The sequence below is a fragment of the Pseudomonas sp. Sample_10 genome, from assembly GCF_004321495.1.
Lineage (GTDB): Bacteria > Pseudomonadota > Gammaproteobacteria > Pseudomonadales > Pseudomonadaceae > Aquipseudomonas.
This window is the reverse complement of the sequence record NZ_RCOE01000009.1, coordinates 1-24312: the sequence shown is the minus strand read 5'-3', so window position 1 is coordinate 24312 and position 24312 is coordinate 1. Positions and strand designations below refer to the sequence as shown.

The window sequence follows — 24312 nt, the reverse complement described above, 5'->3', positions numbered from 1 at the left end:
AAGTTCCTCCGTAGCTAATGAACGGCAACGGCACCCCCACGACCGGCAACAGGCCGCTGACCATACCGATATTGACGAAAACATAAACAAAAAACGTCATGGTCAGCGCGCCGGCCAGCAACTTGCCGAACAATGTCTGGGCCTGGGCGGTAATCACCAGCCCGCGCCCGATCAACAGCAGGTAGATCAACAACAGCGCGCAAATGCCCACCAGACCGAACTCTTCGCCCATGACCGCAATGATGAAGTCGGTATGGCTTTCCGGGAGAAAGTCCAGGTGCGACTGGGTGCCCAATAGCCACCCCTTGCCGAACACGCCGCCGGAACCGATGGCGGCCTTCGACTGAATGATGTTCCAGCCAGTGCCCAGCGGATCACTCTCAGGGTCGAGGAACGTCAGGACCCGCTGCTTCTGGTAATCGTGCATGACGAAGAACCACATGGCGATGGCCACGGGCACCGTTGCGGCCAGTACGCTGAGAATCCAGCGCCAGCGCAGGCCACCCATGAACAGCACGAATGCACCACCGGCCAGGATCAGCAGCGAGGTGCCGAGGTCCGGTTGCCGCACAATCAAAATGAACGGCACGCCGATCAGCATCAGGCTGACGCCCACGTGTTTAAGCTGCGGTGGCAGACTGCGTTTGGACAGATACCAGGCGATAGTCGCCGGCATCAGGATTTTCATGAACTCCGAGGGCTGGAAGCGGATCACCCCGGGAATATTGATCCAGCGTGTCGCGCCCATGGCGTTGTGGCCCATGATGTCCACCACCAGCAGCAGCATCACGCCGACCACGTAGCCCAGCGGCACCCAACGCGCCATGAATCGCGGTTCGAATTGGGCGATGACGATCATCGCCACCAGGCCAATACCGAACGAGGTGGCTTGTTTGCCCAGCAGATCCCAACTTTTGCCACTGGCCGAATACAGCACGAACAGGCTGCCGGCGGCGAGGGTCAGCAACAGGATCAGCAAAGGGCCGTCGATGTGCATGCGTTGCAACAACGTCGCCCGGCGACGCATCACATCCTCGCTGGAAAGCATGCGATCGAAATTATTCTTCACGGGCCGTAGCCTCCGCGCTGATAGGACTGGCGTATTCGGCTTTCAGATGACCGCTCTCATCGAGCAACCAGGCGTCCATGACTTGACGCACCACGGGCGCTGCCACGCCGGAGCCGGACTCGCCGTTCTCCACCATCACCGACACCACGATTTTCGGGTCGTCGGCCGGCGCAAAGCCGACGAACAAAGCGTGGTCACGGTGGCGCTCCTGAACCTTGGAGCGGTCGTACTTCTCGCCTTGCTTGATCGCCACCACCTGGGCCGTACCGCTCTTGCCGGCGATCCGGTACTGCGCACCGATCGAAGCCTTGCGCGCGGTGCCCCGGGCGCCATGCATGACCTGCTGCATGCCGTGGTTGACCTTGGTCCAGTCCGACGGGTCGCGCAGGATAATGTCCGGCATGGGATTTTCATCCACCGGCTTCGCGCCTTCGATGGTCTTGGCCAGATGCGGGCGATTCCAGATGCCTTTGTTGGCCACCAGCGCGGTGGCCTGGGCCAACTGCAACGGCGTCGATTGCATATAGCCCTGACCGATCCCGAGAATCAGCGTTTCGCCCGGATACCATGCCTGACGGCGGGTCGCACGCTTCCACTCGCGGGACGGCATCAAGCCAGGCGACTCTTCGAACATGTCCAGAGAGACTTTCTGGCCGATGCCGAACTTGGTCATGTAGGCCGACAGCCGATCGATCCCCAGCTTGTGCGCCAGGTCATAGAAGTAGGTGTCGTTGGAACGCATGATCGCCGTATCGAGGTCGACGAAGCCGTCGCCGGTGCGGTTCCAGTTGCGATACTTGTGGTCGTAGTTGGGCAGCATGTAGTAGCCCGGATCGAATACCCGGCTCGACGCTGTCACCACGCCCGCGTCAAGACCGGCAATCGCCACCGCTGGCTTGATCGTCGATCCAGGTGGATACAGGCCGCGCAGAACGCGGTTGAACAACGGCCGGTCGATGGAATCGCGCAGTTCGGAATAGGCCTTGAAGCTGATGCCGGTGACGAACAGGTTCGGATCGAAACTCGGCTGGCTGACCATCGCCAGCACTTCACCGGTTTTCGGGTCCAGCGCCACGACAGCGCCGCGCCGCCCGCCGAGCGCGGCTTCAGCGGCTTCCTGCAACTTGATGTCCAGGCTCAGCACGATGTCCTTGCCGGGAATCGGATCGGTACGCTTGAGTACCCGCAAAACGCGGCCCCGAGCGTTGGTTTCGACTTCTTCGTAACCCACCTGGCCGTGCAGTTCGGGCTCGTAAAAGCGTTCGATACCGGTTTTGCCGATGTGATGGGTGCCGCTGTAATTGACCGGGTCGAGGGTCTTGAGCTCTTTCTCGTTGATCCGCCCCATGTAACCCACCGAGTGCGCAAAGTGCGCGCCCTGCGGATAGTGGCGAACCAGTTGCGCCACCACTTCCACGCCCGGCAGGCGGAACTGGTTGACGGCGATCCGGGCAATCTGTTCTTCGGTCAGCTCAAACAGGATCGGCACCGGCTCGAACGGCCGACGTCCCTGACGCATGCGCTTTTCGAAAATCACCCGGTCCTCGGGCGTCATCTCCAATACTTCGACGATGACGTCGAGCACTTGCTGCCAGTCGCCGGACCGCTCGCGGGTCATGCTCAGGCTGAAACTCGGCCGGTTGTCGGCGATCACCACGCCGTTGCGGTCGAAAATCAAGCCGCGAGTCGGCGGAATCGGTTGTACGTGGACGCGGTTGTTTTCCGACAGGGTCGAGTGGTAGTCGTACTGGATCACCTGAAGGAAATACAGACGCGCGATCAGCACGCCAATCAGCACCACCACGGCAATTGCCCCGAACACGACGCGGCCACGCACCAGACGGGCGTCTTTTTCGTGGTCCTTGATGCGGATCGGCTGAGGCATGAGGGCAGAACTACTTGTGGTAAGGGTGGCCGGACAGAACTGTCCAGGCACGATACAGCTGTTCGCCGATGAGGATGCGCACCAACGGATGCGGCAACGTCAACGGCGAGAGCGACCAACGCTGATCGGCGCGGGCACAGACTTCCGGCGCCAGCCCCTCTGGGCCACCGACCATGAAATTGACAGTGCGCGAGTCCAGCCGCCAGCGATCGAGTTCCACCGCCAGTTGCTCGGTACTCCAGGGCTTGCCGTGGACTTCGAGGGTGACAATACGCTCGTTCGGCCCGACCTTGGCCAGCATGGCTTCGCCTTCCTGACGGATAAAGCGCGCCACGTCGGCGTTCTTGCCGCGGGTGTTGAGCGGAATTTCCACCAGTTCCAGCGCCAGCTCGGACGGAAGACGCTTGGCATATTCATGCCAGCCTTCTTCCACCCACTTGGGCATGCGGGAACCGACGGCGATCAGTCGCAGTCGCACAGCCGTTCCTTATTCCTGGTCTTTGTTGAGCTTGTTGAAATGCTCGTGACCAACTTCAGGGCTGTGGTGTTTGCCGTCGGCGGCACGGCTCTGCTCGGCGCCTTTCCACAGGCGCTCCAGGTCGTAGAACTGACGGGCGTTGGAGGTCATCATGTGGACGATCACGTCGTCCATGTCCAGCAGCACCCAGTCGCTGTCGCCCTTGCCTTCTTCACCCAGCGGCTTGATGCCCAGGGCTTTGACGGCTTCGCGAACCTTGTCCAGCATCGCGCCGATCTGGCGGTTGGAGGTACCGGTGGCGATGATCATGTAGTCGGTGATGCTCTGCTTGTCGCGAACGTCGATGACCAGAACGTCCTGGGCCTTGACGTCTTCCAGGGCCGCTACCGCGATCTTGACCAGTTCGTCGCCTTTAGGCGGCTCGGCAGCCAGGACTTTTTCAGGCAGCGGGGCACTCTTGAACGTGCCTTTGCGCTTAACTTTGTTTACTTCGTTGTTCGTCATAAAAAACTCGTTTTGCTCGTTTGTTCGGGCGCTTCAATACACGTTGTTGCCACGTGCCTTGAGGCACTCCTATTCAGTTCGACGCACGGTAGAGTCCGTGCGCATCGATGTAGGCCAGGACCGCGTCGGGCACCAGGAAACGTACCGACTTACCGCTGGCCAGCAGTTGACGGATCTGGGTGGCGGATACCGCGAGCGGTGTCTGCCAGACGAATGCAATCTGTCCGCTCGGCCCTTTGAGGGCCAGCGGGTCGCTCACCGAGCGCGCTGCCAGCAGGTTGCGCAAGGCATCCGGCGGTTCGCTGTCGGCATCCGGGCGTTGCAACACCAGGATATGGCAATGCTGGAGCAACTCTTCCCAGCGGTGCCAAGTGGGCAGGCCGCAAAATGCGTCCCAGCCCAAAAGCAGAAAAACCTGGGTCTCGGCGGCCATTTCGGCACGCATCAACTCCAGGGTATCAATGGTGTAGGACGGTTTGTCCCGCTGCAATTCGCGGGCGTCCACCACCAACGGTGCCACACCGGCCACCGCGCACTCGACCATCGCCAGACGGTCCTTCGCCGACACCTGCGGCGTATTCCGATGGGGCGGCCTGGCACTCGGTGTCAGGCGCAGCTCATCGAGGCCCAGGGTCTCGGCAACTTCCAGCGCACCGCGCAAATGACCGATGTGCACCGGGTCGAACGTTCCACCCAGCACGCCAATACGGCGAGGCACTGGCTCGCTGACGGTCGACGGGGCTGACGGGTCGAAGTCGCCCAAGTCAGACCGGCTCCTGCCCGCGCAACTGGCCATCACCGACCACGATGTACTTCTCGCAGGTCAGTCCTTCGAGGCCGACCGGGCCGCGGGCGTGCAGCTTATCAGTAGAAATGCCGATCTCGGCACCCAATCCGTATTCGAAGCCATCGGCAAAGCAGGTCGGAGTGTTGATCATCACCGACGACGAATCGACTTCAGCCACGAAACGCCGGGTGTCGCCCTGGTGTTCGCTGACAATCGAATCGGTGTGGTGCGAGCCGTAATGGTTGATGTGCTCGATAGCCTGTTCCAGCCCGTCGACCACGCGGATCGACAGGATCGCGTCGAGGTACTCGGTACTCCAGTCATCGCGGGTGGCCGGCACGGCATCGATGATTGCCCGGGTGCGTTCACAGCCACGCAGCTCGACGCCTTTCTCGCGGAACTGGGCCGCCATCACCGGCAGAAAATCTTTGGCGACGGTTTGGTCGACGAGCAGCGTTTCCATGGCACCGCAGATGCCGTAACGGTAGGTTTTGGCGTTGAACGCGATGCGCTGGGCCTTCGCCAGGTCGGCGTGTTCGCTGACGTAAACGTGGCAAATGCCGTCCAGGTGTTTGATCACTGGCACGCGAGCATCTCGACTGACGCGCTCGATCAGGCCGCGACCGCCGCGAGGCACGATGACATCGACGTATTCAGGCATGGTGATCAGCGCGCCGACGGCGGCACGGTCAGTGGTTTCGACCACTTGCACCACCGCGGCCGGCAATTCGGCCTCTGCCAGTCCGCGCTGGATGCAGGCAGCGATGGCACGATTGGAATGAATGGCCTCCGACCCGCCACGCAGAATGGTCGCGTTGCCGGATTTCAGGCACAGGCTGGCGGCATCGATGGTGACGTTCGGACGGGATTCGTAAATGATCCCGATGACGCCCAAGGGCACGCGCATCTTGCCGACCTGGATACCCGACGGACGGAAACTCATGTCACGGATCGCTCCGACCGGGTCCGGCAGCGCGGCCACCTGGCGCAAACCGACGATCATGCTGTCAATACGCGCCGGCGTCAGCGCCAGGCGTTCAAGCAAAGCCGGTTCAAGACCGTTGGCGCGGCCGGCTGCCAAGTCCAGCTCATTGGCTGCGGTCAACTCGGCGCGGGCGGCGTCCAGTGCGTTGGCGGCGGCCTGCAAGGCGCGGTTTTTCTGCGCAGTGCTGGCGCGGCCAATCACGCGGGAAGCTTCGCGGGCGGCGCGACCCAAGCGGGTCATGTAGTCAAGAACGGACTCAGTCATGGTCTGGGCGTGGTCTTTTCTAAGGTCTTGGTAAAGAGTAAAGCGGCAGATTATAGCTGTCGTGCCTCCTGACTAACAGCGGTGACGGGCGGATGGTCGAAATGGAGAGCAAATTGCCGACGTTCAGCCGGGATTAAGCTGCAAATTGTTATCATCACCACTCAATCAGCCCTGATAAACACTGTTCATCATGTCCAATCTGACTGTCCGAACGTCCGCCATGAGCCTGCCCACGGGCCTTGCGGACGCATTTTTCGACCGCGACGCGCAAATTCTTGCCCGGGACCTGCTCGGGAAAGTCATTCGGCATCGGGTCGACGGACTGTGGCTCAGCGCAAGGATCATTGAAACCGAAGCCTATTACTGCGCCGAAAAAGGCAGTCATGCGTCGCTCGGCTACACAGAAAAACGTAAGGCTTTGTTTCTGGATGGCGGTCACATTTATATGTATTACGCCCGGGGTGGCGACTCCCTGAACTTCAGCGCCCAAGGTCCGGGCAACGCAGTGCTGATCAAATCGGCTTACCCGTGGGTCGACGACGTGAGCGGCCCGGCGAGCCTGGCGCAGATGCTGTTGAACAACCCCGACGCCCGGGGCCGCCCTCGCCCACCGCAAAAGCTCTGCGCCGGGCAAACCCTGCTGTGCAAGTCGTTGGGGCTGAAGGTACCGGTCTGGGATGCCAAGCGCTTCGACCACGAGGTGCTGCTGGTTGAAGATGTCGGCCAGTCCCCTGCCCACGTTATCCAGACCACGCGCCTGGGCATCCCCCATGGACGAGATGAACATCTGATGTACCGCTTTGTCGACTCGGCCTACGCTGCCTGGTGCACACGGAACCCGCTGCGACGGGGTCAGGTCGAAGGGCGCGACTATTTTATGCTGGGCTGAATGCTGACCAACACTGACTCCTGTGGGAGCGGGTGTATTCAGAGTGATGTGTTCTCAACAGGATCAACTGAACATTCAATGGAGTTGTCTTTATGGGCCAATGGCTCGATAGCGTGACCGGTTGGCTGACGGTCAACCCGCAATGGCTGGCGGCGGCGGTTTTCATCGTGGCCTTTGTCGAATGCCTGGCGATTGCCGGCCTGATCGTGCCCGGCACGGTGTTGCTGTTTGCCGTCGCGGTACTGGCAGGCAGTGGGGCGTTGTCGCTGAGTGAAACGCTATTGCTGGGCTTCCTCGCCGGCGTGTTGGGCGATGTGGTGTCGTATTTCCTGGGGCGCCACTTCCACCAGAACATCCGGCGCCTGCCAGGCTTGCGTCATCACCCCGAGTGGATCGCAGGGGCGGAGTCATACTTCCAGCGCTACGGCATCGCCAGCCTGTTGGTCGGACGCTTTATCGGCCCGTTGCGCCCGATGCTGCCGATGGTAGCCGGCATGTTCGACATGCCCTTCCCGCGTTTCTTCGCCGTCAGCCTGTTGGCTGGCGCGGGCTGGTCGGTGGCGTATCTGCTGCCGGGTTGGGCCACCGGGGCAGCGATCCGCCTGCCGCTGCCTGAAGGTTTCTGGCCTGAGGCCGGGATCGTCGCCGGCGCCATCGCCGTGATGGTCGGATTGAGTGCAACCAGCAGTTTGCGCCGACATCGCAACGCCACCGTTTTCATTACCGGGATGAGCCTGCTGATTCTCGCCGGGCTGTTCGTCGGTTATCCACACCTGACCGCGCTGGATCAAGGCGTGATGGCCCTGGTGCAGGAGCATCGCAAACCCGCACTCGATGAAGTGGCCGTCGTCCTCACGCTGATCGGCGAATTCCACATCATGCTGCTGTTCAGTGCCTTGCTGGTGGCGCTGCTGCTGATCACCCGACAATGGCGCCAGGCGATATTCGCTTGCGGCACGTTGCTGTGCACTGCGCTGGCCAATACCGTGACCAAAGGCTTTTTCGCCCGCGTGCGGCCGGAAGTGCTGAGCGATCCCCTGACCAGCTACAGCATGCCCAGCGGTCATGCATCCGGCGCATTTGCGCTGTTCCTGACTCTGGCCGTGCTGGCGGGGCGCGGACAACCGCCACGGATGCGTCTGACCTGGTTGCTGGTGGCTTGTTTGCCAGCACTGGCAATTGCCCTGTCGCGGGTTTATCTCGGCGCGCACTGGCCAACCGATGTATTGGCCGGTGCGATGCTGGCGGCCTGCGTCTGCGCGGCCAGCCTGTGGCTGAGCCAGCGCAAGGTTCAACTCAATTCCATGCCACCGAAGGTCTGGTGGCTGATCTTGCCGTCGCTGGTGGCTCTGTTCGGGTTCTTTGTGTTGCGGCATTTGCCGCATACGATGCTGCGGTACGCCTATTAACCAGCCTCAGGCAAACAGCTCGCCCTGCAACTCGTCCAGCAGCGCCTGGATCGCATCCAGCCGCTGTTGCGGATCATCGAGTTGCAGCAGGTCGATCTTGTCCAGTTCGGCGAACGGCAACAGGTAAGCCAGCTGATTGGCCAGCGATTGCTGACCGGTCGCTTCGGTTCCCATGTTCAGCGCTTCGACCATCGGGTGTTCAGCCAAGGCCTTGAGCAATGCCACCAGATCGGCATCCTCGTCCTGCAGCGGCTGTTCCGGCTCCTCGTCGAGCCACTCGACCTCTGCCACGATCAACTGATCACGTTGCAGTTCGGTGCGCAGAATGTTGAAGCGCCGGCCACCCTGAACCCGAATCCCCAACAGACCATTGTCCTGTGTCTTGAAATCGGTGATCAGCGCCTCACACCCCACCAGCGCGTACCCCGCCGGAGCGATGCCGACTTCTTCGCCCTCCAGGATGCAGACCACGCCGAAGCCGCCGCCCTGTTTCATGCAGCGACCGATCATGTCCAGATAGCGCGCCTCGAAAATCTGCAAGTCGAGGATGCAGCCGGGAAACAACACTGTATTGAGTGGGAAAAGCGGCAGACTCATAGACATTTCCTTACACCACCATCGACACCGCCAACGGCAGCAACACCGCCGTGGCCACGCCCATCAGACTCATCGCCAGCGCCGCGAAGGCGCCACATTCTTCACTTTCCTGCATTGCCACCGCCGTACCGACAGCATGGGCGGTCATGCCCAGCGCCATACCCCGAGCCTCGGGGCTGTGGACGCCGAGCCGGGTCAACAGACTCGGACCAAAGATCGCGCCGATCACACCGGTAATCAACACGAACACCGCAGCCAATGCCGCGACGCCACCGATCTGTTCGGCCACCAACATCGCAATCGGCGAAGTGACCGACTTCGGCGCCATGGTCATCAGGATCATGTGTTCAGCACCGAACCACCAACCCAGAAGCACGCCAAGGACTGTAGCAACCACTCCGCCTATCACCAGCGTAGTAAAAATCGGCCAGAACAACTGCCGAATCCGCCGCAGATTAAGGTAAAGCGGCACCGCCAGCGCGACCGTCGCCGGGCCGAGCAGGATGCTGAGGATCTCGGTGCTCTTGCGGTACTCGACATAAGTCAGGCCGCAGCCCACCAGCACACCGATCACCAGCAACATGGAGACCAGCACCGGCTGCAAAAAGATCCAGCGGGTTTTCTCGTAGGCCGCCAGTACCAGTTGATAGGCGCCGAGGGTGATGCCAATGCCGAACAGGGGATGGTGGATCACCGACGCCCAGGCGCCATGCCAGTCGAAGATCATTGGTTGTCCTCTGGGTGAACATGACGTTTGACCAGTCGCTGCATCAACACACCGGCGAAAGCCATCGACAGCAACAGCGACAAAAACAGCGCGCCGACGATGGCCCAGAAATCCGCGGCGATGTCGGCGGCATACACCATCACGCCCACCGCCGGGGGCACCAGCAACAAGGGCAAATAGCGCAACAGACTGCTGGCCGCCAGGTTCAGCGGCTCACCGACCTGGCCGCGACTGATCAGAAACACCAGCAACAGCAACAGGCCGATGATTGGACCTGGCAGGAACGGCAGCAGCAAATGGTTGATCGCGGTGCCGAGCAATTGGAACAGCACCAGCCAGGTCAGGCCACGTAACAACATCTTTCATCTCCCGCAAAATCCGTCACCCGCATTGGCCTGGGCATTATAAGCATGCCTGCCCTATACAACGGCATTCGCCAAAAGCATGGTCGGTTGACCGGAGCAAATTGCCATGTTGATCTAAAGTGGTAATCCGGGAGGTCAAATCCCCCCCACTCAAAACTATAAAAGCGATGAACCCAAGGAGAGTCTCAATGCCCTATGTTCCAGTTGCAGAGCTCAAAGATTATGTCGGGAAGGAACTTGGACGTTCCGAATGGCTCACCATCGATCAGGCGCGAATCAACCTGTTCGCCGAAGCCACTGGGGATTATCAGTTCATCCATGTCGACCCGGTCAAAGCCGCACAAACGCCATTTGGCAGCACCATTGCCCACGGCTTCCTGTCGCTGTCGCTGATTCCAAAACTGATGGAAGACATTCTCGTCATGCCGCAAGGCCTGAAAATGGTGGTCAACTACGGCCTGGACAGCGTGCGCTTCATTCAGCCGGTCAAGGTCGATTCGAAAGTGCGCCTCAAGGTCGACCTGACCGACGTCACCGAGAAAAAGCCTGGCCAATGGTTGCTCAAGGCCACCGCCACCCTGGAAATCGAAGGCTCGGATAAACCGGCGTATATCGCCGAACCGTTGTCACTCTGCTTCGTGTAAACCTTCCGGAATGCGAAGCAGCGCCCGCTGTTTCGCGCCCCCAGCCATTCTATCGACTGTATATGGACACATAGCTGCGGCATACTCGGTCGCCTAATTGCCCGGAACCCGCTATGCGCTCACTTGCACTCATTGCCTTGACCCTGATGCTCACCGCTTGCGGAGACGGCGAATCGCTGTTGCCCCCTGATGCGCGGCTGCCGGACGGCGGACGCTATCGTGGCGACATGGTCAATGGCTTGCTGCAAGGCCAGGGCCGGATCGACTACCCGAATGGCAGCTGGTACGCCGGTGAGTTCGATAAAGGCCAATGGCACGGTCAGGGTGAATGGCACGGCAGCAATGGCGAGGTCTATCGCGGGCAATTCAATCAAGGGTTGTTCGACGGCCAAGGCGCCTTGAGCACCAACGGCAGCCGTTACAACGGCGGTTTCAAACTGGGCCGGCGTAACGGTGAAGGCACCCTCAAAGAAAACGGCATGACCTACCGCGGCGAGTTCAAGGCCGATCAGTTTTCCGGGCTCGGCCGCCTCGAACTCGAAGACGGCAGCGCCTACCAGGGCCAGTTCGCCCACGGCAAACCCAATGGCGAGGGCCAGCGCGGCGACGCCAGCGGCAACCAGTACAGCGGGCACTTCGTCGACGGTCAGCTGGAAGGCAAGGGAACCTTCAACAGTGCCGACGGCGATATCTACGTCGGCGGTTTCAAGAACAATCAACTGGACGGGAAAGGTCGCTACGAAAACGCCGACGGCGACGTCTGGCTGGGTCTGTTCAAGGAAGGTTCGCTCAACGGCAAAGGCGAGTTGATCGGTGCAGACGGCAGTCACTACATCGGCCATTTCAACGACTGGCGCTTCAGCGGTCAGGGGCGACTGAACCTGGCCGACGGCAGTTTCTACATCGGCCAGTTCGACAACGACACCTATCAGGGCCGCGGCACTCTGGTGCTGACCGATGGTTCGGTGCTCAGCGGTATCTGGGTCAACGGCCAGCGAGTGCGCGATGCCGATGGCAAGCTGCTGCCGGACACGCTCGAACTCGGTTTGCTGGCCCAGGGGCGTCTGCTCGAAGAAGCGCTGGGCGGTGTGCCGGCCTCGACGCCAGCGGTGGAACTGTACACCCTGACCCTCGGCGGCGATGGCAAACAGAGTGTGTTCCTGCGTGAATCCGACTATGTCGCCAATATGCTCAACAGTCGTTTCGGCGCCTTTGGCCAGATCCGCCTGGTCAACCATCGCGACCACCTCGGCGACCGCCCGATGGCCACCCGGGAGAACCTGCGCCGCGCTGCGCTGACCCTGGCCGAACGCAGCGGTCCCGAAGACCTGATATTCATTTACCTGACCAGCCATGGCACCAGCGAACACGAGCTGGTACTCGACCAGCCGCGCATGGAGCTGGCCGATCTGCCGGCCGATGAACTGGCGGCCGTCCTCGCTCCGCTGAAGAACCGCGACAAGGTCATCGTGATTTCGTCCTGCTACTCCGGCGGTTTCATCCCCGCCCTCAAGGACGAGCGCACCCTGATCATGACTGCTTCGCGGGCCGACCGCGTGTCGTTCGGCTGTTCGGAGGAAGCCAACTTCACCTACTTCGGCGATGCCTTGTTCGCCCTGGCGCTGAACCAGACCGACGATCTGGAACAAGCCTTCAAACTGGCCAGGGCCACCGTCGCCGAGCGGGAGCTGGCCGACAACTTCGAAGCCTCCGAACCGCAGATCTGGGCGCCAAAAACCGTCCTTTCGCACTGGCAGTTGCTTCGTAAACAACAGGCAAGAAAAGCACTGCAAAGTGTCTCGATCGACAGCAAGGACGCAAAGAGCAACTAAGCTGACAGTATCAAGGGAGAAACACTATGTACTTGACGCCTCAGCATGTGCTGCTTGCCGGAGCCACCGGCCTGACCGGTGAACATTTGCTTGATCGCTTGCTCAATGAGCCAACGATTACGCGGGTTTTGGCCCCCTCACGCCGGCCATTGGCCGAACATCCTCACCTTGAAAACCCGGTAGGCGACCCTGCGGAGTTTCTGCCGCAACTCAATGGCCGTGTCGACATCGCCTATTGCTGCCTCGGCACGACCATCAAGAAAGCCGGTTCCGAAGAGGCGTTCCGCGCGGTGGATCTGGACATGGTCGTGGCGTTCGCCAAACGAGCCCGGGAAATGGGAGCGCGACACCTGATCGTGATCAGCGCCTTGGGAGCCGATCGCAGATCCTCGATTTTCTACAACAAGGTCAAGGGCGAAATGGAGCACGCATTGCGCGCGCAAAACTGGCCGCAGTTGACGATTTGCCGGCCATCGCTGCTGCTGGGCGAGCGCATCGAGCCGCGCTTTGCCGAGAAAGTCGCCGGTCCACTGTCTCGGCTGATTCCCGGCAAATACCATGGCATCGAAGCCTGCCAACTGGCCCGCGCCATGTGGCGCCTGGCTCTGGAGGAGCAGGATGGGGTGCGGATTGTCGAGTCGGATGAACTGCGAAAACTCGGCAAATAGTTCAGTGGTGACTGGCTTTGCGGCCTTGCGGCCCCAAGGCAATTCAATGTCTTCTCTTTAGCATCGCCTCCGCGCGCTGTCGCGGTTTGCCTGCTGATTCGTCGTTGCATTAGTCCCGGCTCAATATTGCAGTCGCGCACACACCACGTGGGCGACTGGGTCTGGATACATCATCTAACGAATGCCACAAATATATACCGCACACACTCTTCCTCCCTCAATAAAACTTATGGAGAACCACCATGACAACCCACTCTAAAACCAACGCACAAACTAAAAAAGCGGCACTCAAACCATGTCAATACACTTCATACCTATCGAGAATGATCTAACACAGCCAACAAACATTCGCATCACCGAAACTTATCCATTACCTGCGGCAGAAGTCGGCTTATACAACACCGTAGATCAGCAGCGTCGGCGGAGGCTGACCCTTCAGGATCAACAACATGGCCCTGTGCGCATTGGCGAGTTCACCATTAGTCGCCAGGACCTGTATGAAATGGGCGCCAGACTCAATGGACAGGTGATCGACGCAAGTCATCCGATTCAAATCGAGCCCGACCAGACGTTCATAAACGCCGTGCAATTTGATCCGGTCAAGATCGAAAGCAGGCTGCAATCCCCTCAACACAGCGACACTTGCGCGGGGCTGTTGTTTGAACTTGGCGTTCTGCGCTCGGCCAGCGCCCCATCTTTGCTTTCAGCATCCTCCTCCAACTTGTCAGCGTCCATGCAGAACCTTGGCAAACTCTTGGGCTCCGCCCAGCAACTCACATTAAATACCCCATCACTGCCGGAGAATCTGCCGAGCTGGGCCGACAAGGTCAAAAGCCGCGGCATGACCAGCATGGGTGTCGGGCTACAGGGCTACGGTATCTACAGCGGGATCATGGGCACCGCAGAGGCATTGAAGAAAGGTGACCTGGGTGAAGCGGGCATCAACGTCGGCGGGATCACTGCCGAGATGGGTTCTTTGTTCCTCGAGCGGGGGCTGGAAAACATTGGCAGAAACATGATGCTCAGTGGCGGCAAGGTATTCACAGGGTTCAGCACAACCAGTGCCGGCAAGTATCTGGCACGCGGAGCCGGCCTGCTTGCCAGCATCCTGACGCTTCCGTTCGATATCTACACCGCCATCAAAGCGTTCAATGACGCCGCCAGCGCCACCGGCAAAGAGGCTCGGGATCACTACTTCAATGCAGCGCTCAGCCTGACCAGCGCCGGGCTGAGCATTGTTCTGGGCATCGCAGCACTTGCCGGTTTCAGTGCTGCGGGTCCGATAGGCATTGCCGCAGGTGCCGTGCTTATTCTCGGCGCAAGGATCTACGGCGCCGCCCGCCAGGTTGATGACATCGACGATTACATTACGTTGAGCACTCACGAACGCTTGCGCTCGGGTTGGTTTGCATTCACCGGGCAAACCATGGATCAAGACATCCTCGACCGCTACCTCGTCGCCAAAACCGACAGCAACTATGGCGAGTTGCTGAGAAAGACGGCCCGAGGCTGGCTGGATAGCGAATTGAAAGACACGGTCGAAGCGGTCGTGTTAGGCAGCTATCAAGTCGAATTGCAGTCCGTCAGACATTGGAAATACCAGTGGGACGAAGCCGGCGGCGAAAGTCCCTACATCGAGGAAAAGGAAGCGGTCATCAAAGAAACCGACGACGCGTTCGATGCCAGTGAAGGTATCAGCCACATTCCGGGCGCAGTCATCGGCAGCGCGGGCGAACACAAGGCGATCCTCTGGCAACTGGGAGGCGGCAATGACACGGTTGTGGGAGTCAGGGACAAACCCAACCAGTTCAGCTACGGCGCGGGGAAAAAGACTCTAACCGGTGGCGACAAGGACGATTTTTTCAGTTTTCGGATAGCCGACGACACGCTCCGGCCTAGCGATCTGTCAGGCAGTCGGCTGCGCGGTGGCGAGGGCAATGACACGTTGCAACTGGAGGGCAGGATCTCGCGGGACAAGCCGCATCAGGGCGTGCACATCAACCTGCAGACAGGGCAACTGAACCTGCGCGCCAGCCCCGATACTCCGCCGCTACGCTTTGAATCAATAGAGGCTCTGGAAACACTGGCGGACGCCGCGAATAGCATCACCGGCAGTTCGCAGGCGGACCGAATCGTCCTGCGCGGAAACGCGGACATTGCCGACACCGGCGCGGGTGTCGACACGATTGTGATCAAAGGGCCAAACAGCCAGGTCAACGGCGGCCCTGGCGAAGATCACTACATCATCGCCGACAAAACCGGTGCCACCACACTGGTCGAAGATGGCCAGGACCCCAGCCTCATAGACCTCGACTGGACGCTCGAACGCATTCAAGGCTGGCGGGTCGAAGGGACTTCACTGGTGCTGTCCGCCCTTGACGGCATCGATGGAGAACTGCCGCAGATCACCGTCAAGGTCAAAGGCGTGTATCGCCAGGAAGCGGACAAACGCCTGCTGCAGAACGACAAACTGATAGTGCGCACCAGGGATCTCTACTCACTCAAACCTGACTTGCCGCAACAGCTCGATGGCGACGTCAGCGTCGACGTCAACGCAATCATCCTGGCGCGGGGCAAACCTGCAACCCCGCCGCAACTGTTGAAGGGAGGAGACTATGTCGCCTCCAGCGCACCGCACTCAAGCTACTTCGTCCATCGACATTTGGCGTCGACCGTACTGGCTGTCCGGCACGTGAGCGAAACAACGCTCAGCACACTTTTCCTGGACTACGACAGTCATGAAATAGAAGCCGTAGAGGCTGACTACACGATCAGGTCAACCCGCAACATCAACTCCGACTACCTGCGCTACCAAGACGTCAACTTGACCTTGCGTTTCACGGATCAAAAGCGCCTGACACTCAAAGACATGGCCCGTAATCGCCCTGGGGTTGGTAGCAATGTCATGGGCAACCTGATCGCGTCGGGGCTGATGCCCACACACAACTTTGTGCTCATCATGCGCGACGCAATCTCCTATCGGGTAGGACTGCCGCACCATTCCTATCTTGAAGACCAACTCCAACAGGGTCACAGGACTGTATTGACGCCCGGCTCGCTGGTTGAGCGCAGCGGTCGCTACCTGATCCAGCAACCCGCTGCCCACCCGCCCACCGTGCTTAAACCGCAGGACCTGCGTGTGGACATCCAAGCCGCGCCGCAGGCCGGCATTCTCGTGCTGGAGGGACAGGCCGCGACCTACGACATTCATCCGGCGGCCGACACCATCCTCAGGCTGTCGACTTCGGTCTCGATAGCCACTGCCATCGGTACCTCAACATGGAATATTCATACACAGCACCTGAGTGAATCGATCGGCCGCGAGCACATCCACCTGAGCGGCGCACAACTATGGGTCGGTCACATCCTTGTTCTGCTGCCCAATGACGAGACCGGTGAAGCGCTGATGGAAACGGTGCGTGTGTTCACCTCATCCGGTCACCGATACGACGTCGAACAGGAGTTTGCCGTGGTGCTTCTGGCAGAAATCAATGCCCAGGCCTATTCCAGCATCGACGCGATCCAGGCAGAGATCAGCCTGCATCGCCAAGGCAACGAACCGATGACCGACCTGGTGCTCATCCGCCATCTGCAATTGCGTGACGATGACCGCAAAGCCATTTACTACGACAGCGTCGCCGAGGACTGGACGCTCGAAGGTGACTGGTCGCGCAAGCTGCGACATGAGGACATGCACATCGCGCGCGCCCCCGTGAATGAAACCCCAATGGATCAATGATCGAATTGCGCCACACCTGATCTCATTCAAACAACGAAGCGGCTGCCGCTTCCACACTGGAAAGGATTCCAACATGGCACCCAAACCACCGATAACTTCGATACCCAAAATCAACCTGCCTGAGCTGCCGACGACGACCCCGCCGCGACTGCAAACGGATGCGTCGCTGCCGCCTCCCCGTGTGAACACAGGGCTGGAGGCGATGCAACCTGCTGCGGGATGGGCTGATGGCACACCCCATGCGCCTGGGCTGACACCCGGCCTGTTGCCCGATGTCCCGCAGCCGATACGAACACAGGCACTCGCTGGGTCCACGGTGCCGACACGTCCTCTCGGCAATGATCCGTTGAATGGGTTTCGAGTGTCGGTCTACTCGGCAAACACGTTGCCCCCGCCAAACGACGCTGGCTTGCGAATCCATGCCCAACGCCTGTACGCCGACATCCCGGGCAACGGTACTGTCCAAGTCAGCTATGACGCCGGCACGAACACATACCGGGCACAACGTCGCTTCGAAGTGACTCCCAGCGGACCGGTATTGCACCTGAACAACGATGGAAAAAGCTGGAGCCTCGATCCCCCCGCCCCGCCGCCGGTAAACATGTCAACGACTGCTATCGCCCCACGCATCTACCTTGATAGCACACACTATGTCTGGAACCCGGACGTAACAAACCTTCAGGGATACGTCGTTCTGCATCGAAAAAGAGGCCTGGACGCACACGTAGGACCCGAAACCCATATAGCCTTTCAGGATGACAACGGTTCGTTCGTCAAAGTCGAACCGGGCTCGACTCCGATCGACCAGCCGGCGGCCAAGCTAGCGGCGTGGACCGACCGTGAACTGTGGGATATGTACGATCTTTCCGGTAGTGATATCACCCGTTTCCGCGACGAAGTCACGGTCACCGGGATGAAGCCGCGATGGGCCTCCATTCGACAGGAGCGGCTTCAGAAATCGTATCTTCTCGATGAACTTCGCCGCTGGTTGGCGCCACATATGAGCCGGGATGAATTTAACCGGCGAATGGAGCCTCTGAACTATTCGGTCGAGCAATGGGCGGCGCAACTCGACAGGGTCAGTCTCGATTCGGTCGCCAGGCGCCAACGTGAAGTACACAAACGCAAGCTGGACAACCCGCAAGCGCAAACCGGAGCCGAGGCACAACGCCCACGCCTGGCGGACGAGCAATCCCCCAAAGCGGATAGTCCCGCAGTGCCCGACTACATTACGAAGTCCGTTGAGTACGGAGCATTGAGAGACCAACTGATCGAACAACTTCGATCCCTGACAAGTACGGGACCCGCCGCGAAATCGCGGGAGGAGATTACCCGCCAGATTCAACCCTACAACCTGTCGACACGACAGCTCTCACGACTGGTCAGTGACATGCAGGCCCAAGGGCGCATTCCCCAGTGGGCTGAGGACCTCAGACATTCTTCCATGGACGAAACCAACCCTCATCGGTTCGATGAAGTCTACGAAGAACTGCTGCCCGAGATACTGCACCTCAGAAACCAGTCAACCGGCAACATAGCCTTCTCCGACAACTTCACCCGTCCATTTCTCAACGCCCTGCTCACAAAGGCCGGTTACCAGCGCAACAAATACAACTGTTTATACAGAACCGATATTCCGGCCATGTTCAGGGGGGACGACCGCAACCCCTTCGAGTTTTTCGAGGATCACATGCGCCCACGCCAGAAACACGGTATTGGATCAACCACACAAAAAGCCGTGAGCGCAACGTTCAGTCTGTCGGAGGCATATGTACATGCTCGCAGCGCTCCAGACGTGGAAGCGTTGCTGTATGACACTCAGCATCACAAATACCCAGGGGAATTAATCGACTACAGCGGAGCCGGCAGATACGAAGAAAGAGGCAAAAGTAGCAGTGACGACAGTTCATCCAGCAGTGACGATAGTTCATCCAGTAGCGACGACAGTTCATCCAGCAGCGACGAGGACAGCTCAGGTATCCCGCTCTTGCGTTTCCATGACAAACACTACATCGCAAAAAGGCAAAATCAGCGCATCGGGTTTACCTATTTGCTCGACACCCGCAATATTGAAGTTGTGCCTGGCGAAGAAAACCTGGCTTTCAATGCCTATGCGCGAACCGAAAAAAAGCCCGGTGAAAAGATCTGGTTTCCCGACGATTCATATGAAGGCCATATTTCAATGTCTGCACGCGGCTTGAGTGCTGACCGGATCTGGCTGATCAACTCGAACGGGACACGTGCAGCGAAGGTCAATGACATCTGCGCCCTGTACCTGAGTCAGCCCGAGTCCGCCAGGCACAGACCCAGTGCGGGCAGACCCATTGAAGAAAGAACATGGAGCGGTGACGACAACGAGTGGGAATATGACGACTTGATTGATCAGGCCGCAACCCTGGGCAAACCTGTCATCGAACTTCCTGACGGGGAAATATACTCAAACGACATCGCGTTTCCTTAAGGTCCGCTCTGATCAGTGTTAAACAAGACCGGCCCTCGACTTCCGGGAGCCGGTCATCTTTCAGGCCTCTGCGCGCAACGCTTTCCTACAACCCTCCGGTCGCCTGAAAACTCACGCCAATCACCGTCAATAACGACAACGGCAACAGCAGCGTGTCGAGCAAGGCACTGGCCGGCAGATCGACGCCGGGATAGCTCGGGGCTTCGGCGCCGAAACGGTCCATGGCGCAACAGCCGCCATTCATCGCATACAGATCCAGCCGCGTTCCGGCGTATACCACCGGCGCTCCAGGCTTGGCGGCATCCAGCGTTCGCGCCGTGGCACAGCCAGCCAATTGCAGCGCCAGGACAATCGTCAGTAACTTATTCATCGCTGGTCAGATGGTGCTCGCCCCAACGCGGCAGCATGTCCTGGGGAATGTTCAGCAAATTGAGGATTCGCGCCACGACAAAATCGATCAGGTCGTCGATGGTTTGCGGCTGATGATAAAAACCCGGCGAGGCCGGCAATATCGTCACGCCCATGTTCGACAGCTTGAGCATGTTCTCCAGATGAATGCTCGAATACGGCGCCTCGCGCGGCACCAGAATCAACTGGCGACGCTCCTTGAGCGTGACGTCGGCGGCACGCTCGATCAGGTTGTTGCAGGCACCGTTGGCGATGGCCGACAAGGTGCCGGTCGAGCATGGCACCACCACCATCGCCGCCGGTGAGCCGGAGCCCGAAGCCACCGGCGACATCCAGTCCTCCTTGCCATACACGCGGATCTGCCCGGCAGCGGCGCCGGTGTATTCGGAGAGGAAGGCCTGCATCATCTGTGGCTTGGCCGGCAAGGTGACGTCGGTTTCGGTGGCCATCACCAATTGCGCGGCCTTGGAAATCAGGAAGTGCACTTCGCGATCTTCGCGCACCAGGCAATCGAGCAGGCGCAAGCCGTACTGCGCGCCGGAAGCACCGGTCATCGCCAGCGTGATGCGGTCCGGACCGTTGTTCATTGCAGCGCCTCAGCGAGTTTGCCGTGCAGGCCACCGAAACCGCCGTTGCTCATGATCACCACGTGAGTGCCCGGCTGCGCCTGGCTCTTCACACGCTCGATGATGCCTTCCAGCGAATCGCTGACAATCGACGGCACGGTGCACAGCGCAGCAGTGGCTGCCAGATCCCAGCCGAGATTGGTCGGCGCATACCAGATCACCTGATCGGCATCGACCACGCTTTCCGGCAAACCGTCACGGTGTGCGCCGAGCTTCATGGAGTTGGAGCGTGGCTCGATGATCGCGATCAATGGGGCGTCGCCAATGCGTTTGCGCAAGCCGTCGAGGGTGGTGGCGATGGCGGTCGGGTGATGAGCAAAGTCGTCATAAATGGTAATGCCACGGACTTCTGCGACTTTTTCCATGCGCCGCTTCACGCTTTTGAAGACACTCAGCGCCGCGATGCCCATGGACGGCACCACACCGACGTGGCGCGCGGCGGCCAATGTGGCCAGCGCGTTGGCGACGTTGTGCTGGCCGGTCATGTCCCATTCCACCACGCCCTGGGAAACGCCTTCGAACATCACTTCGAAGGCCGAACCGTCTTCGCTCAACAACTTGACCTGCCACTGTCCACCGGCACCGGTGGTTTGCACCGGGGTCCAGCAGCCCATCTCAATGACCCGCTGCAAGGCAGGCTCAGTGGTGGGATGGATCACCAGGCCTTCGCTCGGGATGGTCCGCACCAAATGATGGAACTGGCGTTCGATGGCCGGCAGGTCCGGGAAAATATCGGCGTGGTCGAATTCCAGGTTGTTCAGGATCGCCGTGCGTGGACGGTAGTGAACGAACTTGGAGCGCTTGTCGAAGAACGCACTGTCGTATTCATCCGCTTCAATGACAAAAAACGGTGTATCGCCCAGACGCGCCGAGACCGAGAAGTTCTGCGGCACGCCACCGATCAGGAAACCCGGGCTCATGCCCGCGTGTTCCAACACCCAGGCAAGCATGCTGCTGGTGGTGGTTTTACCGTGCGTGCCGGCAACCGCGAGCACCCAGCGACCTTGCAGCACGTGATCGGCCAGCCATTGCGGGCCGGAGACGTAAGGCAGGCCTTTGTTCAGCACGTACTCGACCGCCGGATTGCCACGGGACATGGCATTGCCGATCACCACCAGATCCGGTGCCGGATCGAGCTGCGCCGGGTCGTAGCCTTGGGTCAGTTCAATGCCTTGCGCCTCGAGTTGCGTGCTCATCGGCGGGTAGACGTTGGCATCGGAGCCGGTCACGTGATGGCCCAGCTCTTTGGCCAGAACCGCCATCGAACCCATGAAAGTGCCGCAGATACCAAGAATATGAATGTGCATAGTCGACCTCGTAAAACATGGCCGCAGGTTAGCTTAGGGTGGGAAAATTCGCACCTTGTGTTTCCACTTCTCGGACGCACTGATGTTCGCTCCCACGCTCCGCGTGGGAATGCAGCAAGGGACGCTCTGCGTCCCAAAAGCGGACGCAGAGCGTCCAGGGAGGCATTCCCACGCGGAGCGTGGGAACGATCAGCTATGCGGAGCGGGCGATGCCGTGTTTTCGCAGCTTGCGATAGAGGGTATTTCGGCTAACACCCAAATGCTCAGCCGTATGAGTCATGTGCCACCGCGTCTGCTCCAGCGCATTCAACAGCGCCAGACGCTCGGCATCCTCCAGCGGATGCTCCGCTGGCTCCTCAATAGCTTGCGCTACCGCCGGCCGGGCCTGTCGAATCATCAACGGCAAATCCTCAAACCCGATCCGCCCGCCGTCACACAAGGCCGCCAACGTACGCAGCACATTGCGCAACTGCCGAACGTTCCCCGGCCAGGCGAAACCGAGCAAGGCCTGGCGCGCCGGCCCATCAATCAACACCGTTTCACCGCGCGCTTCTTCGGCCAGCAAAAAGTCGAGCAACTGTGATTTGTCACTGCGTTCGCGCAATGGCGGCAGTGCGACTTCCAGCCCATTGAGCCGGTAATACAGGTCTTCACGGAAGCTGCCATCCTGCACTCGCTCAAGCAGATTGCGGTGCGTGGCGCTGATGATCCGCACATTGACCGATTCCGGCTCTCCTCCGATTGGCACGACCTGCCGGTCTTCCAGCACCCTTAACAACCGTGTCTGCAAGGCCAGCGGCATATCGCCGATTTCATCCAGGAACAAAGTACCGCCATCGGCCTGCTGTAACTTGCCGCGCATGCCCTCCTTGCGCGCGCCGGTGAAGCTGCCGCCGCGATAGCCGAACAGTTCGCTCTCGATCAGGCTTTCAGGAATGGCGGCGCAGTTAAGGGCAACGAAGGCTTTGTCCGCGCGTTGACTGGCCTGATGCAGCGCTTTGGCGAAGGCCTCTTTGCCCGAGCCGGTTTCACCGTTGATCAACAGCGGCACGTCCCGCTCGTAGACGCGCAAGGCCTTGCGAAAATCCGCCTGCAAGCCGCTATCGCCCAGGCAGATGCCAGGCAGCGCAGCCCGATCTTCAACAACGGGGGCTGGCTTCAGCGGCACAGGTACGCGCCGCGACTCGCCACGCAGCACGGCAAACAGCCGGCGCCCATCACGGGTGCGCAGTGGCCAACTCGCACTGGCATGGCTGCTGGCGCGGCCGAGCAATTCATCCAGCGAGCAATCGAAAAACGCTTCAACCGGTTTGCCGAGCAAGCCGCCGCGCACAAACCCCAGCAGGTTCAGGGCACTTTGGTTGACCGCACTGATCCGTCCTTCACCATCAAACGCCAGCAATCCTTCACTGAACAAGCCGACGGACTCGGCCTGCAAATGAAAACGCAGCAGCCACTGGTTGTCGAAACAACGCAGGAAATAGCAGCTCTCAATCATCTTCGCCGAAAGATTGACCAGCGCCATGGTGTGAAACTGACTCTGACGCGAGACATCGTGCCGTGCCGAGGACACATCGAGCACCGCCAGCAGTTCGCCATGCGGGTCGAACACCGGGCTCGCCGAACAGGTCAGGCCGGTGTGACGGCCACGGAAGTGTTCGTCCTGGTGAATGGTCAGCGCCTGGCGCTCCACCATGCAGGTACCGATACCGTTGGTGCCTTCGCAGGCCTCGCTCCAGTCGGCGCCGAGCCAGAGGCCGGCACGCTCGAAAATCTTCCGTTCGGCGGGGGCCGTCACGCAGTTGAGGATCACGCCGCGCGCATCGGTCAACAGCACCGCATGGCCGGCGCCGGAGAGTTGCTGATGCAGGCTGGTCATTTCGTTGCCGGCGATGTGCAGCACTTGTTGCAAGCGTTCGCGGCTTTCGAGGACGCGCCCATGCTCAAGCACCGTCGGCGCCATGCTCAGGGCCGGGTCAAGGTGATAGTCCTCAAGACAACGCAGCCAGGAACGGGCGATGGACGGATCGCTGCCTGGACCGTGCAGATGGGTTTTCCCCTGCGTGACGGTCAATACTTGCTGGGCATGGCGACTCAAATGGTTGTCGTGCATTTCTTATTGTTCTCCCCGAGAGCAGTGCCGCCCCTTTCAGGCCTGGCACACGCCTTGTGGCGAGGGAGCTTGCTCCCGTTCGAGTGCGAAGCGCTCGCCAGAACCTGACCGGTAGACATTTTGGAGCCGCTTCGCAGCCCAGCGGGAGCAAGCTCCCTCGCCACAAAAAGGATTATCCGCGCGGCATCCTGCGGCCGAGCATCCTCCAGCCCGGCGCGCATTGCAATGCTGGCGAGACCCATCAGTCACAAGCTGTGCCATAAGCGGTACAAACTGTCACAGGGGCTGTACCGAAAGCGTCACAGCCGTCACCCGCCCGTCTGGGAAAAATCGTCCAAGGCCTTGATTTGCCTGAGCTGCAGGGCAATGGCCCGACCTTTGCTCTACGCTTATAGCAAGCGCACATGCGCGACTCCCTATAAGCACAAAAGCAAGGAGAGACCACCATGCGTTACGCTCACCCCGGTACTGAAGGCGCTATCGTTTCGTTCAAGAGCAAATACGGTAACTACATCGGCGGCGAGTTCGTCGCGCCTGTCAAAGGTCAGTACTTCA

21 protein-coding genes are annotated in these 24312 nt (G+C 59.9%); 8 read left to right on the top strand and 13 right to left on the bottom strand.

What is annotated here, in order from left to right; genetic code table 11:
- From rodA to D8U18_RS01090, 6 genes are all read right to left on the bottom strand, one after another.
- Positions 1 to 1027 (bottom strand): rod shape-determining protein RodA (gene rodA, locus D8U18_RS01115; protein WP_177434976.1); only part of this gene is annotated, 1027 nt, incomplete at its 3' end.
- Positions 1028 to 1058: 31 nt separating this feature from the next.
- Positions 1059 to 2954, bottom strand: a complete 1896-nt coding sequence (gene mrdA, locus D8U18_RS01110; RefSeq protein ID WP_056855807.1) for a penicillin-binding protein 2 — start codon at positions 2952 to 2954, stop codon at positions 1059 to 1061.
- A gap of 10 nt (positions 2955 to 2964) precedes the next feature.
- Positions 2965 to 3432, bottom strand: coding sequence for a 23S rRNA (pseudouridine(1915)-N(3))-methyltransferase RlmH (gene rlmH / locus D8U18_RS01105; RefSeq protein WP_003185785.1), 468 nt, complete (start codon positions 3430 to 3432; stop codon positions 2965 to 2967).
- A 9-nt stretch (positions 3433 to 3441) separates the two neighbouring features.
- Positions 3442 to 3936, bottom strand: a complete 495-nt coding sequence (gene rsfS, locus D8U18_RS01100; RefSeq protein ID WP_056855808.1) for a ribosome silencing factor — start codon at positions 3934 to 3936, stop codon at positions 3442 to 3444.
- A gap of 73 nt (positions 3937 to 4009) precedes the next feature.
- Positions 4010 to 4654: a nicotinate-nucleotide adenylyltransferase gene (nadD, locus tag D8U18_RS01095; protein WP_162250584.1), complete on the bottom strand. Its 645-nt coding sequence runs from the start codon at positions 4652 to 4654 to the stop codon at positions 4010 to 4012.
- Positions 4655 to 4700: 46 nt separating this feature from the next.
- Positions 4701 to 5972, bottom strand: coding sequence for a glutamate-5-semialdehyde dehydrogenase (locus D8U18_RS01090; protein WP_131106836.1), 1272 nt, complete (start codon positions 5970 to 5972; stop codon positions 4701 to 4703).
- 190 nt (positions 5973 to 6162) lie between these two features.
- Here D8U18_RS01090 and D8U18_RS01085 point away from each other — a divergent pair, with 190 nt between their 5' ends.
- Together D8U18_RS01085 and D8U18_RS01080 are read left to right on the top strand one after the other, a co-directional pair.
- Positions 6163 to 6861 (top strand): DNA-3-methyladenine glycosylase, encoded by a 699-nt coding sequence (locus tag D8U18_RS01085; protein WP_056855811.1) that lies wholly within the window; start codon positions 6163 to 6165, stop codon positions 6859 to 6861.
- Positions 6862 to 6953: 92 nt separating this feature from the next.
- Positions 6954 to 8270: a bifunctional DedA family/phosphatase PAP2 family protein gene (locus D8U18_RS01080; RefSeq protein ID WP_056855812.1), complete on the top strand. Its 1317-nt coding sequence runs from the start codon at positions 6954 to 6956 to the stop codon at positions 8268 to 8270.
- 6 nt (positions 8271 to 8276) lie between these two features.
- On the opposite strand, the gene D8U18_RS01075 is transcribed toward D8U18_RS01080, so the two are convergent.
- The 3 genes from D8U18_RS01075 to D8U18_RS01065 are packed head-to-tail and all read right to left on the bottom strand — an operon-like array spanning position 8277 to position 9953.
- On the bottom strand, positions 8277 to 8867 hold the full coding sequence (locus D8U18_RS01075; RefSeq protein ID WP_056855813.1) for an LON peptidase substrate-binding domain-containing protein: 591 nt from the start codon (positions 8865 to 8867) through the stop codon (positions 8277 to 8279).
- Between the two features lie 10 nt (positions 8868 to 8877).
- Positions 8878 to 9594: an LrgB family protein gene (locus D8U18_RS01070; RefSeq protein ID WP_075949055.1), complete on the bottom strand. Its 717-nt coding sequence runs from the start codon at positions 9592 to 9594 to the stop codon at positions 8878 to 8880.
- Positions 9591 to 9953, bottom strand: coding sequence for a CidA/LrgA family protein (locus tag D8U18_RS01065; RefSeq protein WP_056855815.1), 363 nt, complete (start codon positions 9951 to 9953; stop codon positions 9591 to 9593). Before D8U18_RS01065 ends, D8U18_RS01070 begins: the two co-directional genes overlap by 4 nt.
- Positions 9954 to 10147: 194 nt before the next feature.
- Here D8U18_RS01065 and D8U18_RS01060 point away from each other — a divergent pair, with 194 nt between their 5' ends.
- The 5 genes from D8U18_RS01060 to D8U18_RS28670 all read left to right on the top strand — a co-directional run bounded on the left by D8U18_RS01060 (position 10148) and on the right by D8U18_RS28670 (position 19303).
- Positions 10148 to 10603, top strand: coding sequence for a MaoC family dehydratase (locus D8U18_RS01060; protein WP_130930892.1), 456 nt, complete (start codon positions 10148 to 10150; stop codon positions 10601 to 10603).
- 113 nt (positions 10604 to 10716) lie between these two features.
- Positions 10717 to 12435, top strand: a complete 1719-nt coding sequence (locus D8U18_RS01055; RefSeq protein WP_131106835.1) for a C13 family peptidase — start codon at positions 10717 to 10719, stop codon at positions 12433 to 12435.
- 26 nt (positions 12436 to 12461) lie between these two features.
- The gene (locus tag D8U18_RS01050; protein ID WP_056855818.1) at positions 12462 to 13103 is read left to right on the top strand and encodes an oxidoreductase; all 642 of its coding nucleotides are present in this window, start codon (positions 12462 to 12464) and stop codon (positions 13101 to 13103) included.
- Positions 13104 to 13605: 502 nt separating this feature from the next.
- On the top strand, positions 13606 to 16842 hold the full coding sequence (locus tag D8U18_RS01045) for a calcium-binding protein (RefSeq protein ID WP_131106834.1): 3237 nt from the start codon (positions 13606 to 13608) through the stop codon (positions 16840 to 16842).
- Between the two features lie 73 nt (positions 16843 to 16915).
- A complete protein-coding gene (locus tag D8U18_RS28670) occupies positions 16916 to 19303 on the top strand; it encodes a hypothetical protein (RefSeq protein WP_177434975.1) in 2388 nt (795 codons plus the stop codon).
- 85 nt (positions 19304 to 19388) lie between these two features.
- Here D8U18_RS28670 and D8U18_RS01035 read toward each other — a convergent pair whose 3' ends face one another.
- The 4 genes from D8U18_RS01035 to D8U18_RS01020 all read right to left on the bottom strand — a co-directional run bounded on the left by D8U18_RS01035 (position 19389) and on the right by D8U18_RS01020 (position 23757).
- Positions 19389 to 19673 carry a YceK/YidQ family lipoprotein gene (locus tag D8U18_RS01035; protein ID WP_056855821.1) on the bottom strand — a complete coding sequence of 95 codons (285 nt, stop codon included), beginning with the start codon at positions 19671 to 19673 and terminating at the stop codon, positions 19389 to 19391.
- Positions 19666 to 20298 (bottom strand): flavin prenyltransferase UbiX, encoded by a 633-nt coding sequence (ubiX, locus tag D8U18_RS01030; protein ID WP_131106833.1) that lies wholly within the window; start codon positions 20296 to 20298, stop codon positions 19666 to 19668. The genes D8U18_RS01035 and ubiX overlap by 8 nt, the downstream gene beginning before the upstream one ends.
- Positions 20295 to 21644, bottom strand: a complete 1350-nt coding sequence (gene mpl, locus D8U18_RS01025) for a UDP-N-acetylmuramate:L-alanyl-gamma-D-glutamyl-meso-diaminopimelate ligase (protein WP_131106832.1) — start codon at positions 21642 to 21644, stop codon at positions 20295 to 20297. The genes ubiX and mpl overlap by 4 nt, the downstream gene beginning before the upstream one ends.
- A 193-nt stretch (positions 21645 to 21837) precedes the next feature.
- Positions 21838 to 23757: a sigma-54-dependent Fis family transcriptional regulator gene (locus tag D8U18_RS01020; protein WP_131106831.1), complete on the bottom strand. Its 1920-nt coding sequence runs from the start codon at positions 23755 to 23757 to the stop codon at positions 21838 to 21840.
- 446 nt (positions 23758 to 24203) lie between these two features.
- On the opposite strand from D8U18_RS01020, the gene D8U18_RS28910 reads away from it, so the two are divergent.
- Positions 24204 to 24312 (top strand): hypothetical protein (locus tag D8U18_RS28910; RefSeq protein WP_241664269.1); only part of this gene is annotated, 109 nt, incomplete at its 3' end.